This is a genomic window from Cohnella xylanilytica (assembly GCF_014212175.1).
Lineage (GTDB): Bacteria > Bacillota > Bacilli > Paenibacillales > Paenibacillaceae > Cohnella > Cohnella xylanilytica.
In genome coordinates, this window is sequence record NZ_JACJVR010000141.1 from 1 (window position 1) to 14,475 (window position 14,475).

Below are 14,475 nucleotides of genomic sequence, written 5' to 3' on the forward strand. Positions count from 1 at the left end.
GTCGACCGCCACGTCGGACGGGCCGTAGAACCGCGCGTCCGCCCCCTTGCCGTCGGCGAGGCCGATGAGGCCGTTGCCGGCGAGCGTCGTCACCGTCCCGTCCGGCGATACGCGGCGGACGGCGTTGTTGCCCGCATCGGCTAGGTACACGTTGCCGCTCGCGTCGACGGCCAGCCCGGACGGCTCGTTGAAGAACGCCTTGTCCAGCTTGCCGTCATGGAAGGCGCCGACCGGCAGCCCCGATTCGTCTTCGCCCAAGGCGAGGCCGCCGTAGGTCGAAGCCTGCTCCGCGGTCAGCGCCCGCAGCAGGTGGTTGCCCTTGTCGGCCACGAGCAGCCGGCCGTCCGGGAGCAGCGCGACCGAGCTCGGCCGGAACAGCGTCGCCTGCCGCGCCGCTCCGTCGGCGGAGCCCCATTGGTTCTGGCCCGCCCAAGTGCGAACCTCGTACAGCCTGGACGAGCCCGTCCAGCCGTAGTCCGCCGCGGCGGCATACGCCGAAGCGCCCGTCCCCGCCGCCAGCAGCACCGCGCCCAGGCTCGCGATGCCCGCTTTTCTCCAATTCCTCATGTCCGAATCCGCTCCTTCGAATCTCTCTATTCCTTCTTCTTAATTTGAACGTCGTCCGCACTTGTCGAAGCTTAGCGGATTCCGCTCTCAAAACTCTCCCAAAGCGCCCCTGCGACTCTATCCCTTCAACTCAAAAAAGCTAGCATACAAACTCTCTCCAAACTCGTTCGAATCTCGCTTCCCATCCGCTTAACCCCCGCCGAGGCTCAAATCGCCTTGCCCGCCGGCACCGGGGAAGCTCCGGCTTCCGCGGGCTTAATGACCTCGTACACGCGGATGGCCTCCGACTTCCCTTTGAACATCTTCTCTCCGGCGTCCTCGTACACGAAGGATTCCTTCGTTTTCTCATAGACGGCTTCCGAGACCATGATCTGCCCCGGCTTCGTCGAAGACTCGATTCTCGCCGCGATGTTGACGTTGTCCCCGATCGCCGTATAATCGACCCGCAGGTAGGAGCCGATGTTGCCGACGACAACGTTGCCCGAGTTGATGCCGATGCCCACGTTCACCTCGCAGCCGTACTTCTCGCGGATCTGCTCGCGGATGACGTTCATGCCCTGCTGAATCTCGTAGGCCGTCTTGACGGCGAGCCGCTCGTGCTCCTCCACGTCGAGAGGCGCGTTGAACAGGATCATCGCCGCGTCCCCGATGAACTTGTCGATCGTGCCGCGATTGTTCAGCGTCGTCTGGGTGATCATGTTGAACATCGTATTCAGCGTGTCGACCAGCTCGGGCGGCGACAGCTTCTCGGACAGCGGCGTGAAGCCGCGGATATCGAGGAACAGCACCGTGATGTGCTTCGAATTGCCGCCCAGTTCGATGTCGATATCCTTCGAGATGATCTGCTTGACGAGGTCGGGAGAGATGTAGCGGCCGAATTGCCGGGTGACGAAGCTCTTCTGCGAGCTCTCCAGGTAGGACTTCAGAGAGACGTTCACCAGGTAGGCCAGCGTCACGGCCAGCAGCGCGTTGACGACGTTCACGTGAATCTTCGAGGATTCGTACAGCTGAAGCTGCCCGTACAAGATTCCGCAGACGACGGCCAGGAAGGCGAGAATCGAGTAGACGTTCTTCAGGCGCCAGGGGAGGACGATAAACAGAGCGAAGAGCAGAAGCCCGCCGAGAATGACGACCCATTCGTCCGCGTACGAGACGGAGGAGCCGTTCAGCAGCTGGTGGACGATATTCGCGTGAACGTACACGAGGCTCATGTGCTTCTGGATCGGAGTCGCCCCGTTATCCTGTCCGGTGTCGTCCGACAAGCCGGCGGCGGTGAAGCCGACGAGAACGACGGCGTCCTTGAAATATTCGGGGTCGATCTCTCCGTTCAGCACGCGGACGAAGGACACCGGGGTCTTCTCCATGTCCAGGGCGGTGAACTGGTAATCGATCGTAATCGTGTTCTTGGCGGCGACCTTGTCGTCGAACCGGCCGCGCGGGTCGGTCATCCCGTCGTACTTGGACAGGTCCGCGCCGGCCATCTGGGCCGCCTTGTAGGCGAGGGACGGGACGACATTGCCCTCTTGGTCCTGGATCTTCAGCCACGTCTGGCGAATGACGGAATCCGGGCTGACGACCCGGTTGATGTTCGCGAGCTCGGCGTGCTCGGCCAGCTCCGGGATGGGCCGGTCGAGCTTGAACGCCTTCAGGTATTCGTCCGGCGACGCTTCGGTCCGGTTGTCGAAGTCTCCTTCCGTGACGCCGGCGACCGGGAGAATGACGTTATCGTACTGCGAGAGCGCTTCGGCGAAGGCCGCGTCGCTGTCCGGATTCGAGGGTTCGTTGAACATGACGTCGAAGGCGATGGCCTTCGGCTCGTAGCCGGGTTGGTTCAGCATGTCGAGAAAAGGAGCGTATACCGCCCGGTCCCAAGGGAACCGGCCCAGTTCCTGCAGCGATTCGTCGTCGATCGTGACGACCACGATATTGTCCGATCGATGCTCGGCCGCCTGCTTCATCCCGTAATCGAACAAGAGATTATCGATGCTCTGCAGCCACTTCTCGCGATATACGAAAAAAACCGCGACCAAAATGACCGCGTTCAGCGCGATAGCGATTCTTTTGATCCTCTCCCTCAACCTGATCCCACCCTATGTAAAGAAAATCATGGCAACCGAACTCATTATATCGCAAGCCCCACGGAATTTGTTGATTCTTGTCTATTTCATGACGCCGGTCACGTAAGGAATTAAAGTCCTAAGTCTAAAGTCCCGATAAAATGACAACAAAAAACCCTCCCTTAAGCCGTCAGGCCTAAGGAAGGGTCGATTCGCGCCAACGGACCAAGCCGTTAGAATTAGTTGAAAGGAGAATCGGCGACCTTGATCGAATCGGTCGGGCAGCCGTCGCAAGCGTCCTGCAGATCGTCGTACAGATCCTCCGGAATCTCCGTCACTCCGCGGTTGCCGTCGTTCTGGAAGATCACTTCCGCGAGTCCTTCGTCGTCGTAATCGTAAATATCGGGAGCCGTCGCTCCGCAAGCGCCGCAAGCGATGCAAGTATCCTTATCAACGATAGTAAATTTAGCCATAAAAAATGATCCTCCTTCGATCTTCGGTAAGATCGCCGCAATGCTGTTAGAAATAGTGCCTCTGTTGTCCAATATAATACAAAACGGCGCATAGATCAAACGAAAATACAGAACGTACCGTTCCCGAACCGCTCTTAATCATCGTCGCTGTCTCCGGGCTCCCTCTCCCTCAGGAAGTCGGTCTGAAGGGACGTCCCCCGCACCTTCGTATTGCGAATCAGAGCCGACGGATCGTCGCTCAGCATGCCGGCCGTCAGAACGGCGCTCTCCCCGTACTTGTCGCGCAGGCGGTCCATGACCTTGTTCAGCTCCTCCTTGCGCGGCGCCTCCCGGTAATGGAACAGATCCAGCTGGACCGGCGTCTCGCTCTTGGCCGACAGCCCCTGGAGGGTCACGCCGAGCAGCCGAACGGGCCGTCCTTCCTTCCAGTGGCGGTCCATCAGCGCGCACGCTTCCCGGTACACGTCGTCGGTCGAGTCCGTGGGGACGTCCAGCTTCGCGGCCCGCGTAATCGTCTTCATGTCCGGGTCGCGGATCGTAATCTGCACCGTGGAACAGATCATCGCCTGCCGGCGCATTCTCCGCGTCGTCTGGTCGGCCAGGTTAAGCAGCACGGTCCGGTATTGCTCCCGCGTCGTCAGGTCGGCGGGAAGCGTCGTCGTATGCCCGATGGACTTGGCCGCTTCGCGGATCGGCTCGACGGGGGAATCGTCGATTCCGTTCGCCGCCCGCTTCATCCAGCTTCCGTATACCCCGAACCGCTCGACGAGCCACTTCTCGTTGCTCGCCGCGAGCTGCCCGATCGTGCGGATGTTCATCCGTAATAGCTTATCCGCCGTCTTCTTCCCGATGCCATACAATGTTTGGCACGGCTTATCCCACAGCAGCTGCGGCACGTCCCGCCGCCTCAGCACCGTGATGGCGTCCGGCTTGCGCATGTCGGACGCCATCTTGGCGAGCAGCTTGTTCGGGGCGACGCCGATCGAGCACGGCAAGGACAGCTCCGCCCGGACGCGGCGCCGGATCTCTTCCGCGATCTCGAGCGGCTGGCCGAACTGGCCGCTTCCCGTAATGTCGAGGTAGCATTCGTCGATCGATACCGCCTCCACGAGAGGCGTATAATTGCCGGCGATGCGCATGAACGCCTTGGAGTAGCGGCGGTACAGATCGAAGTTCGGGGCGATTACGATCAGCTCCGGGCACGCGGTCGTCGCCTGGCGGACGGTCATGCCCGTCCGGACTCCCCGGGAACGCGCTTCGTACGAGCTCGTGACGACGATCCCCTTGCGCAGCTCCACGCTGCCGGCGACCGCGGTCGGCTTACCTTTATATATGTCGGGCTCCTCGGCGGCATGAACGGAACAATAGAACGCGTTCATGTCGATATGGAGAATGATCCGGCTTCTGTTGCCGTTCAAGACGCGGCACCTCCCGTCGCGGCGCGGTGTTCGTATACCGTTGGATTTATTATACACCATAATGCGAACGAATGTCCGCCCCGCCGCGCGGTCGGACGGTTGATCGACGCTCGGACTCCCTCTACTTTTAGGACTATACATGTTATAATGAAATAAATGTTTGGGCTTCAGGAATTCAGGGGTAGGAGGCATTCCGTATTACATGACCACGTCCATCAGCATTTTCGACACTACCTTGAGAGACGGCACGCAGGGCGAAGGAATCAGCTTGACGGCGGTTGACAAGCTGAAGATCGCGCAGAAGCTCGACGCCTTGGGCGTTCACTATATCGAAGGCGGCAATCCGGGAAGCAACAGCAAGGACATCGAGTTCTTCAAGCGCGCCCGCGAGTTGAACATGCGGGCGAAGCTGACGGCCTTCGGCAGCACCCGCCGCAAGAACAGCACGTGCGAACAGGATGCGAACCTGAAGCATCTGATCGAATCCGGCGCGAAGGCGGCGACGCTGGTGGGCAAGACGTGGGACTTCCACGTGCACACGGCCCTTCAGACGACGCTGGAAGAGAACCTTAACATGATCTACGAGTCGATCGCTTATCTGAAGCGCCACGGCATGGAAGCGATCTTCGACTCGGAGCACTTCTTCGACGGGTACAAAGCGAACCCGGAGTACGCGATCGCGGCCCTGACGAAGGCGAAGGAAGCCGGGGCGGATTGGATCGTGCTGTGCGACACCAACGGAGGCACGCTGCCGACCGAGATCCACGAGATCGTCTCCAAGGTGACCGGCCTCATTCAGGCGCCTATCGGCATTCATACGCATAACGACTGCGAGCTCGCGGTCGCGAACACGCTGGCCGCCATCAGCGCGGGCGCCAGGCAGGTGCAGGGAACGATCAACGGCTACGGCGAGCGTTGCGGCAACGCGAACCTGTGCTCGATCATCCCGAATCTTCAGCTGAAGATGGGCTATTCTTGCGTATCCGACGAGCAGCTCAAGTCGCTCACGAGCGTCGCCCGCTACGTCGGGGAGATCGCCAACGTTCATCTGCCCGTCAACCAGCCTTACGTGGGCAACGCCGCGTTCGCGCACAAGGGCGGCATCCACGTCTCGGCCATCCTGAAGGATTCGAAGACGTACGAGCATATCGCTCCGGAGCTCGTCGGGAACAAGCAGCGCGTGCTCGTCTCCGAGCTGGCCGGCCAGAGCAACATTCTGTCCAAGGCCCAGGAGATGGGTCTCGACGTCGGCTCGGCCGCGCAATCGCGCGAGGTGATCGACCGGATCAAGGAGATGGAGCACCAAGGGTATCAATTCGAAGGCGCCGACGCTTCCCTGGAGCTCATTCTTCGCGACGCTTACGGCGATTCCGTCGATATCTTCACCGTGGAATCGTTCAAGATTCTGTGCGAGAAGTCGGCGGGAGGCATGCAGACCGAAGCGATCGTGCGCATTCGCGTCGGAGACCGCCAGGTCTACACCGTCGCCGAAGGGAACGGCCCCGTAAACGCGCTGGACAACGCCCTGCGCAAGGCGCTGGTGCAATTCTACCCGGGCATCGCCGACATTCACCTGTCGGACTACAAGGTAAGAGTGCTCGACGAGAAGGACGCGACGGCGGCCAAAGTGCGCGTTCTGATCGAGTCGTCCGACTTCAAGGAGACCTGGAGCACGGTCGGCGTCTCCTCGAACGTGATCGAGGCGAGCTGGGAAGCTCTCGTGGACAGCATCCGCTATGCCCTGCTCGGAATGACGAAGAGCGAGAAGTTCCCCGAAGCGCTGCCGGAATCCGCCGGACTCGTCAATCACTGAACGCAGCGCGATGCCTAATAAAAGAAGCATGCCGGACGGCATGCTTCTTTACTTTTGTCGAGCGCTGGGACCATCGCTTGGCGGATTAAGCCAGAACTTCCTCCAGCATCTTCTCCCATTCCTCGATCGGTTTGGGGCCTTCGATCCGGTGCCGGATGACGCCTTCCCGGTCTACGATGAAGCTGATCGGATACGAGAACACCTTGTAATCGTCCCCGACATCGCCGCTCTTGTCCATGAGAACGGGGAACGTCAGCCCCTTCTCCTTCACGAAGTCCTTCGCTCCGCGCACGGTATCGTACTTGGTCTCGTTGACCGCGTACAAATCCACCTGATCCTTGTACTTCTCGTACAGCTCAATCAAATCCGGCGCTTCCTTGTCGCAAGGGCCGCACCACGACGCCCAGAAGTTGATGATCAGCACCTTGTCTCTTGCGCCCCCTACGGCATAGGAGGTCTTCTCGTCGATCGACGTCAGCTTGAACGCAGGCGCGAGTTCGCCGGGCTTCGGTCCCGCAGCCGGCTGCTCCGCGGCGGCGTTCCCCGGCTTCGTCTCCGCCGGAGCCTCTCCTTTATCCGGCCAATTGAAGGCGACGATGAGCGCGATAACGGCGATCACGGCGCCGAGAATAAGAATGTTGCGTTTCATGGAGCTCCCTCTTTTCCCCCCCGATGATGACCTCTTCATCTTACCGCAATTCGGGCTTCGATTCCAACATTGGCGGAAGGATCGCCGAATGCCCGGACTCGGCGATGGGCACATTACCTCTGTTCCCGCATCCACCGATCAAGGAGGAGCCCATGGCATCGTCACAGTCCAAAGATCAATCCCGTTCGCCGAACAAACTGCGGGTCACCTTCTCGAGCGACATGGCCGATCGTTCCCGTTCCGGCACGGGAGAAGAAGCCAAGGAGAAGCGAACCGCGGGCAAAGGCAAGGTATGGGAATACATCGCGCTGGCGACCGTTCCGCTCGTTCTCGTTCTCGGCAACTCGATGATTGTGCCGATTCTTCCCACGCTCGTTCGCGAGCTGAAGATCACCTCGTTCCAGAGCAGCCTGGTCATTACGCTGTTCTCCGTCACGGCGGGGCTGATTATCCCGATCGCCGGATACTTATCGGACCGGTTCAGCCGCAAGGCGGTCATGATTCCCGCTCTTATCATCTACGGCGGCGCGGGAGTGCTGTCCGGGATGGCGGCGATCTGGCACTCTTACTGGATGCTGCTCGCTTCCCGAGCCCTTCAGGGGATCGGGGCGGCCGGCACGACCCCGATCGCGATGGCGCTTGTCGGCGACCTGTACAAGGACGCGGAGGAGAGCAAGGCGCTCGGCCTGATCGAAGCCTCCAACGGGAGCGGCAAGGTCATCAGCCCGATCCTCGGCTCCCTGCTCGCGCTTATCGTCTGGTACGCCGCCTTCTTCGCGTTCCCGGTGTTCTGCGTGCTCGCCATCGCCGCGATCGTGTTCCTGATCAAGGAGCCGAAGCGGGAAGCCGAGCCGACGCCTCTGAAGGAATACATCGGGAAGATCGGCCGGATCTTCAAGAAGGACGGACGGTGGCTCGTCGTCTCGTTCTGGGCCGGCGCGGCGGCGATGTTCATTCTGTTCGGCGTTTTATTTTTCCTATCCAACATGCTCGAGGATAAGCCGTACAATATTAACGGCGTTCGCAAGGGCTTCGTTCTCGCTATTCCGCTGTTCGGCATGGTGACGACGGCGTACATTACGGGCAGCGTGATTCGGAAAAACGGGGTTCTGATCCGTTGGTTAATGAACATCGGCCTCTTCCTGATGGCCGCCGCGCTGTGCGCCGCGATCTGGCTGAACCAGAACCTGTACGTCTTCATCGGACTCCTCACCGTCAGCAGCATCGGCACCGGCCTGCTTCTGCCGTGTCTGACGACGATGATTACGGGAGTCGTCGAGAAGGCGGAGCGGGGAATGATCACGTCGCTTTACAGCAGCTTGCGGTTCCTGGGCGTGGCGTTCGGGCCTCCCTTGTTCGGCTGGATGCTGGAGAAGTCCCAGCGTACCGTCTTCATCACCGTAACCTGTCTGTCCTTCCTTACGCTGGTGCTCGTGTTCTTCCTCGTCAAGCCGGCCAAGCAGGTCAAGTAGCCCGCTCGGTCGCGGCCGGATTGCCCGGAGCCCGATGTTCGTTCATACTGAAGGAACATCGTCTCTCGGGAGGGATCGGAACCGATGGCGTTCTATCGGGAAGCCTATATGCCTAATCCGCTTCGTACGGAGCTCGTCGCCCAGTGCCGGGCCCGCCTCCCGTACGAAGCTTGCGGCGTTATATACGGGTTAGCGGAAGGCGGACGGATCGAAGCTGCCGGGTTCTCGCTCGTGCGGAACGTCTCCGCCTCTCCCGAGACCTCGTTCCGGTTCGAGGCGGACGATTGGATTCGGGTTTGGTACGACATGCAAAAAAACCAACGAAATCTCGTCGGTTTTTTCCACTCCCACCCGTCCGGATCCTGTCTCCCCAGCCGCGCGGACGGCGAGGGGTGGATCGGTGCGGGCTCTTATTGGATCGTCGATCTGTCGGACGGCTCAGGGCAGCTTCACGCGTATGGCCGAACGGCGGACCGGGGCTGGTACGCGATTCCGCTCGCCGGCTCGCCGCCGGCTAGTGACGGCTGAGATAAGCGTACAGATCCCCCAAGGTACCGACCTGCTTCGCCCGGATCATCTCGAGGAACCGGAACCACAGCTTCGCCGTCATGACCGAATCGTGCAGGGCGTGATGGCGCACCGTGATCTCGATGCCGTAGGTCTCCAGCAATTCGTCCAGTCCGTAGCTCTTCCTCTTCGGCTCCAGCCACTTGGCCACCATCATCGTATCGAGAACCCGATGCGTCAGGTTGACCTTCGACGTCTTCCACAGCGCCGCGTTCAGGAACTGCTTGTCATGGCCGCTGCCGTGCGCGATCAAGACGCGCCGGCCCGCGAAGTCCAGGAAGTCGTGAAGCCCCTGCATCAGATCGGGAGCGTTCTCCGCCATCTCGTTCGTGATGCCCGTCAGTTCGACGATATGTCCCGGCACCTTCCTTCGCGGATTCACCAGCCGATAGAACGGCTCCGCGTCTTCGAGCTCCCCTCCCTTGACCAGCACTCCGCCGATCGACAGAATCTCGTCGCCGTTGTACGGATTGAAGCCCGTCGTCTCCAGGTCGAAGACGACGGCCTCCAATTCGCTTAGCGGCGTCTCCATCGCCGACTCCTTCCGCTGGTCGCGGGACATGGAACGGATAAAAGCCATCTGCTGCGCGTTCGAAGATCCGAGCATCGAAGCGATGGCCGGCGTTATGCCGCCCATCTTGTACAAATGCCACATGCGGCCCATCGGACTCTTGGGCTCCTTCACGAAGTTCACCTCCCGCCGAAGCGGCGTCGCATCTCCCTCTCGACTTGGCGTTGAAGCTTGCGCCCGAGCTTCAGCGCTTTTTTCAGAGGGGCCTTCCATTCGCGTCTCAGCTTGTTCGCCGGGAACTTCCCCGTGCCGACCCACTGCCCGCCTTCGTCCTTGGCGACCGCCATCAATCGCAGCATCAGGAACAAGGAGAACGCCTCGATCGCTTCCCGCGCTTCCTTCTCGGACAGAATGTCCGCCTTCTCCAGCGCCTCGATGCGGGCGATCGTGCTCGTCTCGCGGATTCCCGCCTGCACGGCGAGCAGCCGGAAGACGTTCACCATCGGGATATAGGCGCCGTATTTGATATCGAGCGTTCCGGCCGATTCTCCGTACCGCTCGGTCAGCAGCTGCCCGAACACGCCGATCAGCACCTTGTGCCGGAGCGTGTTCTCCATCATGCGCCGGGCGATAACCGGATGCCCCAGCACGTCCCGATGGAAGCGATTGTTCCATCTCTCCCATAATCCCTCGTCTCCGGCGACTTGCCTTCCGTCCGCGACGATAAGCAGATAGCGGACGTTCTCCCAGCTCGGCTCGTCGAACCAGCCGTCGAGCTTCCGCTCCCATTCGCGGATCGGCAGGCACCATTCCGGATTGGACGCGATGACTCCCCCCTCGCAGGGCGGGTACCCCGTCCCGATCAAATAGTACACGACCGTGTCGGCGAACGTCCGGAAGTAGCTCTCGAACCGCTCCGCCTCTTCGTCGGATGCGGGATCGCCGTAGATGAGACCGCTGTCCTGATCGCTGCTCATCGTCTGCTCGCGACGGCCTCCGCTCCCGAACAGAACATAAGCATATGGCACGGGAGGAGCGCCCAGCCCCAACCGTGCCATCTCGATCTCCGCGAGCTGCAGCGCCCTTCCGATCAGAGCGTCGTGAAGCTCGTTCAGATCGCGGTTCAAGTCCATGACCGGAGAAGAGGAGAGAACCGCCGCCAGGCGATTCTGCTCCTCTTCCCGTATTTGCCTCAATGTGTCCGGATTCCCGGCGCCGCTTATGTCAAGCAACCGCTTCTCCTTCAGGAGATTGAACATGCGGCTTCTTCCCTCCCGTATGGACGCCGGCGACAGTTACGACCGACTGATGTGATGACGATTAGACCGATACGTTGGATTTCTTGAGAGCTTCCGGGTAACCGTAGTTGCCGTGCTCGCTCAAGTCCAGACCGATGATCTCTTGCTCTTCGGTGACGCGCAGACCGATCACTTGCTTGATGATCCAGAGGACGATGAACGATGCCGCGAAGGCGTAAGCGCCGCATACGACGACCGATTCGAACTGGACCCACAGCTGATGGCCGCCGCCGCCGTAGAACAGGCCCTTCTGACCGATGCCGACCTTCTCGACCAGAGCTTGAGTCGCAAATAAACCATTCGCCAGCGTTCCCCATACTCCTGCCGCGCCGTGTACGGACATGGCCGCGATCGGGTCGTCGACTTTGATCTTCTCGAAGAACGCTTGGCTCAGGAACACCAGCACGCCGGCGACGAGACCGATGACGACGGCCGCCCAAGGCTCGACGTACGCGCAAGAAGCGGTGATGGCGACGAGACCGGCCAGGGCGCCGTTCAGCATGACGCCGATGTCGGCTTTGCCCTTCACGAGCCAGGAGATCAGGAGTGCGGCGACCGCGCCGCCGGCGGCGCCGAGCTGGGTCGTGAACGCCACGTAGCCGAAGAAGCCGTCGCCGACCGCTACCGCGGAACCGGCGTTGAAGCCGAACCAGCCTACCCACAGAAGCAGGACGGACAGCGAGGTGAACACTTGGTTATGCCCGAGAATTTCGTTGGCGGAGCCGTCCTTGTTGAACTTGCCGATCCGAGGCTTGAGCAGGATCGTCGCCGCGAAGGCCGCCATGGCGCCCGTCAAGTGAACGACGGTGGATCCGGCGTAGTCCTGGGAGCCGTCTTCCGCGAGCCAGCCGCCGCCCCAGATCCAGTGAGCGATGACAGGATAGATGACGGAACCGAAGATAAGAGTGAAAATCAGGTAGGCGGACAGCTTGGCGCGTTCCGCGAAGCCGCCCCACGCGATCGACAGCGACACGGCCGCGAACGCCAGCTGGAAGACGAAGAAGATCGTCGACGGGTAGTTGTCGGCTTCTCCCGCGGAGATCGCCGGGTTGAAGAAGAAGTCGCCGATGCCGATGAACTTGTTCAGCCCTTCGCCCGCTTCCGTTCCGAACGCGAAGCCGTATCCGACCGCCCAGTATACCAGGGATACGAGACCTACCGTGAAGATCGTCTTGCCCGCGACGTGGCCCGCGTTCTTCATTCTCGTGGAACCGGTCTCCAGCAGGATGAATCCGCCTTGCATCAGGAGGACCAGAATCGCCGCGACCATGATCCACAGGGCGTTAAGTCCCATGTTCAGCATCGAAGCGGATGGACCTTCGCCGTCCGCCGCGAATGCCATCGTCGGGAACGCGAGGAGCAGCGCCCCTCCAGCAAACAAACTCTTCTTGATCACAACCGACCACTCCCTACGTGTAATATTACATAACATTTTAAGAAAGGCTTAGTGCCATTATAGTAAGAAGTTCACGATTTGACAATATAAATTTCTTATTATTTTGTTCCGATTGCACTAGAAATCTAACATTACCTATGACGATATGGCCGAATGTTAAGAAATAGACTGCGTTTTGGAGCGTTTTTAGCTTTTCCGGGTATTTATCCCTACATTAATGTCCGTCCATCGGTTTAGCGAATGTTCATAAATTCGGGGATATGTCACATTAGATTCCATTCGACTTCGGAAGGCGACTCTTCGGACCTGTCCGAACCATCCCGAAAGCATCACGTTTGACTGTATGGTTATGGATTGAGTATATTAACAATAGGATGTCACAAGCTATTGAAAGAAGGTGAGCAAGGTGCGTCAAGGATCGAACGAACCGCCGCGCAACCTGTATCGGATCGGCGAGCTTGCCCGAATATCCGGAATCAGCCCTCGGACGATCGACTATTATACCGGCATGGGCCTGCTCTCCCCCGTCAAGCGATCCGGCGGCAATTACCGGCTGTACGATGATGAAACCTTGGATCGAATTCGCCGTATTGAACAATTGAAGGCGCAGAAATTTACGCTTGAAGAAATCAAAGAGAAGTTCGCGTCGTTGAATCGGGTGAGTCCCGACGAGCAGGTATCCCGGAAGCTGGCCGATCTGCAGAACCATCTCTCCTTGCTGGAGAGGGAAGTGAAGGAGCTCGAGCCCGTGCTGGAACAGCTTAAGCCCCAGCAAGCGAAGAGACTGTTCCGGGCGATTACCCCCCAGACGGCAGCCTGCGTCGAAGCGCTGCTCCTGCTGCTCGGCAAGAGCAACCTGATGTAGAACGCGAATCATCTTTGCAACGGAGGGAATCGTTATGTTTTTTCACCCGATGGACTTTCTGATCATCCTGGCGTTCCTGCTGTCGTTGTGGGCGCAGTTCCGGGTCAGCGGAACGTTCAACAAGTGGTCCGACGTTCCCGCCTCCAGCGGGATGACCGGCTACGAAGCCGCCCGCCGGATGCTCGACCGCAACGGGCTTCACGACGTGCCGATCGAGCCGGTGCCGGGCAAGCTGTCCGACCACTACGACCCGATCCATCGCGTCGTTCGCCTGTCCGAGCCGGTCTATTACGAGAGCTCCATCTCGGCGATCTCGGTCGCCTGCCACGAAGTCGGCCACGCGATCCAGCATAAGGTGCACTACCCGATGCTCGTGCTTCGCCACCGGATGTTCCCGGTCGTCAACATCGCCTCCGGCATCGCGCCGTTCCTTCTCATCGCGGGCTTCTTGTTTGGCGCGATGAACCTGGTCGGCCTCGGCATCATCTTCTTCTCGGCCGCGGTCGCCTTCCAGCTCGTCACGCTGCCGGTCGAGTTCAACGCCAGCTCCCGCGCGCGCAAGGTGATGGTCGCCGAAGGCTTCATCGCGAACCAGGAAGAACGAGGCGTCGCCAAGGTGCTGAACGCCGCCGCTCTCACGTACGTCGCGGCCGCGCTGATCTCGCTGCTCGAACTCGTCAAGTACATCATGATCTTCACGAGCAACCGGGACGATTAACGGAATACGTACGGATAAGCCGCCAGCGTGTCGCTAGCGGCTTTTATTTGGGGTCCACACCCTTTTCCTTCGTTGTTTTATTGCGCACACCTCACACCCTATTGCGGCTGCGTCGTAATGGGCTGAGCAGCGCATTTAGGACTTTTCTCGACTCAGTAATTCACTGGCCGTTTGCCCCCTCCCGCCTCCTTCTGCCTTCTCTCCACTCATGTAGCACAACTTTATTTACCAACTATGATTTATGTCCTCAATTATCCGTCCAAACAGCGCACAGAGTGCACGACTTTGCTCCACTTCCGATTCCTGTCATCCAGTTACTCTCCTGTGACTCCAACGCCGCTCTCCTGGCCATGTGAGAAATCCAGTTACTCTCTTGCGACCTTATCGCCACTTTCCCAATCATGTGAGGAATCCAGTTACTCTCTTACGACCTTACCGCCACTTTCCCAATCATGTGCGGAATCCAGTTACTCTCTTGCGCCCCCATCGCCGCTTCCACAGTTAAGTGCGGACTTCAGTTGCGACTTGGATGGGAACGAGCAAATGTAACGCAGTGGCTGAGTCAGTTCGGCGGAAAAGCGTGAGAACGATCAAATGCAACTTAGTGGCTGAGATAAGCCTCATCATGTCGAGACCAATGCCTCGCAGACGATAAGAAAAACGCCTGACGG

At 59.6% G+C, this 14,475-nt stretch carries 13 protein-coding genes; 5 read left to right on the forward strand and 8 right to left on the reverse strand.

The window, feature by feature from the left end:
• The 4 genes from H7B90_RS30875 to H7B90_RS30890 all read right to left on the reverse strand — a co-directional run.
• A partial coding sequence (locus tag H7B90_RS30875) for an NHL repeat-containing protein (RefSeq protein ID WP_512699123.1) occupies positions 1 to 567 on the reverse strand: 567 nt, incomplete at its 3' end.
• Between the two features lie 206 nt (positions 568 to 773).
• Positions 774 to 2,645, reverse strand: coding sequence for a CHASE2 domain-containing protein (locus tag H7B90_RS30880; protein ID WP_185139758.1), 1,872 nt, complete (start codon positions 2,643 to 2,645; stop codon positions 774 to 776).
• Between the two features lie 218 nt (positions 2,646 to 2,863).
• On the reverse strand, positions 2,864 to 3,097 hold the full coding sequence (locus tag H7B90_RS30885; protein ID WP_185139759.1) for a ferredoxin: 234 nt from the start codon (positions 3,095 to 3,097) through the stop codon (positions 2,864 to 2,866).
• Between the two features lie 134 nt (positions 3,098 to 3,231).
• Positions 3,232 to 4,515, reverse strand: coding sequence for a DNA polymerase IV (locus H7B90_RS30890; protein ID WP_260411358.1), 1,284 nt, complete (start codon positions 4,513 to 4,515; stop codon positions 3,232 to 3,234).
• A gap of 202 nt (positions 4,516 to 4,717) precedes the next feature.
• Here H7B90_RS30890 and cimA point away from each other — a divergent pair, with 202 nt between their 5' ends.
• On the forward strand, positions 4,718 to 6,328 hold the full coding sequence (gene cimA, locus H7B90_RS30895; protein ID WP_185139761.1) for a citramalate synthase: 1,611 nt from the start codon (positions 4,718 to 4,720) through the stop codon (positions 6,326 to 6,328).
• An 85-nt stretch (positions 6,329 to 6,413) separates the two neighbouring features.
• Here cimA and H7B90_RS30900 read toward each other — a convergent pair whose 3' ends face one another.
• Positions 6,414 to 6,977 (reverse strand): TlpA family protein disulfide reductase, encoded by a 564-nt coding sequence (locus H7B90_RS30900; protein WP_185139762.1) that lies wholly within the window; start codon positions 6,975 to 6,977, stop codon positions 6,414 to 6,416.
• 152 nt (positions 6,978 to 7,129) lie between these two features.
• Here H7B90_RS30900 and H7B90_RS30905 point away from each other — a divergent pair, with 152 nt between their 5' ends.
• Together H7B90_RS30905 and H7B90_RS30910 are read left to right on the forward strand one after the other, a co-directional pair.
• Positions 7,130 to 8,449 (forward strand): MFS transporter, encoded by a 1,320-nt coding sequence (locus H7B90_RS30905; RefSeq protein ID WP_185139763.1) that lies wholly within the window; start codon positions 7,130 to 7,132, stop codon positions 8,447 to 8,449.
• Positions 8,450 to 8,533: 84 nt separating this feature from the next.
• The gene (locus tag H7B90_RS30910; RefSeq protein WP_185139764.1) at positions 8,534 to 8,977 is read left to right on the forward strand and encodes a M67 family metallopeptidase; all 444 of its coding nucleotides are present in this window, start codon (positions 8,534 to 8,536) and stop codon (positions 8,975 to 8,977) included.
• Here H7B90_RS30910 and H7B90_RS30915 read toward each other — a convergent pair.
• The 3 genes from H7B90_RS30915 to H7B90_RS30925 all read right to left on the reverse strand — a co-directional run bounded on the left by H7B90_RS30915 (position 8,964) and on the right by H7B90_RS30925 (position 12,221).
• Positions 8,964 to 9,701: an exonuclease domain-containing protein gene (locus H7B90_RS30915; RefSeq protein ID WP_311772846.1), complete on the reverse strand. Its 738-nt coding sequence runs from the start codon at positions 9,699 to 9,701 to the stop codon at positions 8,964 to 8,966. The genes H7B90_RS30910 and H7B90_RS30915 overlap by 14 nt on opposite strands.
• A gap of 5 nt (positions 9,702 to 9,706) precedes the next feature.
• On the reverse strand, positions 9,707 to 10,786 hold the full coding sequence (locus H7B90_RS30920) for a DUF294 nucleotidyltransferase-like domain-containing protein (protein ID WP_185139765.1): 1,080 nt from the start codon (positions 10,784 to 10,786) through the stop codon (positions 9,707 to 9,709).
• Between the two features lie 61 nt (positions 10,787 to 10,847).
• Positions 10,848 to 12,221, reverse strand: a complete 1,374-nt coding sequence (locus H7B90_RS30925) for an ammonium transporter (RefSeq protein ID WP_376701773.1) — start codon at positions 12,219 to 12,221, stop codon at positions 10,848 to 10,850.
• 406 nt (positions 12,222 to 12,627) lie between these two features.
• Here H7B90_RS30925 and H7B90_RS30930 point away from each other — a divergent pair, with 406 nt between their 5' ends.
• Positions 12,628 to 13,086 carry a MerR family transcriptional regulator gene (locus tag H7B90_RS30930; RefSeq protein ID WP_185139766.1) on the forward strand — a complete coding sequence of 153 codons (459 nt, stop codon included), beginning with the start codon at positions 12,628 to 12,630 and terminating at the stop codon, positions 13,084 to 13,086.
• Positions 13,087 to 13,120: 34 nt separating this feature from the next.
• On the forward strand, positions 13,121 to 13,804 hold the full coding sequence (locus H7B90_RS30935; protein WP_185139767.1) for a zinc metallopeptidase: 684 nt from the start codon (positions 13,121 to 13,123) through the stop codon (positions 13,802 to 13,804).
• Positions 13,805 to 14,475: the final 671 nt, after the last annotated feature.

Coding starts and splice junctions, on each gene's coding strand:
- H7B90_RS30885 (WP_185139759.1), bottom strand. CDS start 3,097: ATGGCTAAATTTACTATCGTTGATAAGGATACTTGCATCGCTTGCGGC.
- cimA (WP_185139761.1), top strand. CDS start 4,718: ATGACCACGTCCATCAGCATTTTCGACACTACCTTGAGAGACGGCACG.
- H7B90_RS30900 (WP_185139762.1), bottom strand. CDS start 6,977: ATGAAACGCAACATTCTTATTCTCGGCGCCGTGATCGCCGTTATCGCG.
- H7B90_RS30905 (WP_185139763.1), top strand. CDS start 7,130: ATGGCATCGTCACAGTCCAAAGATCAATCCCGTTCGCCGAACAAACTG.
- H7B90_RS30910 (WP_185139764.1), top strand. CDS start 8,534: ATGGCGTTCTATCGGGAAGCCTATATGCCTAATCCGCTTCGTACGGAG.
- H7B90_RS30920 (WP_185139765.1), bottom strand. CDS start 10,786: ATGTTCAATCTCCTGAAGGAGAAGCGGTTGCTTGACATAAGCGGCGCC.
- H7B90_RS30935 (WP_185139767.1), top strand. CDS start 13,121: ATGTTTTTTCACCCGATGGACTTTCTGATCATCCTGGCGTTCCTGCTG.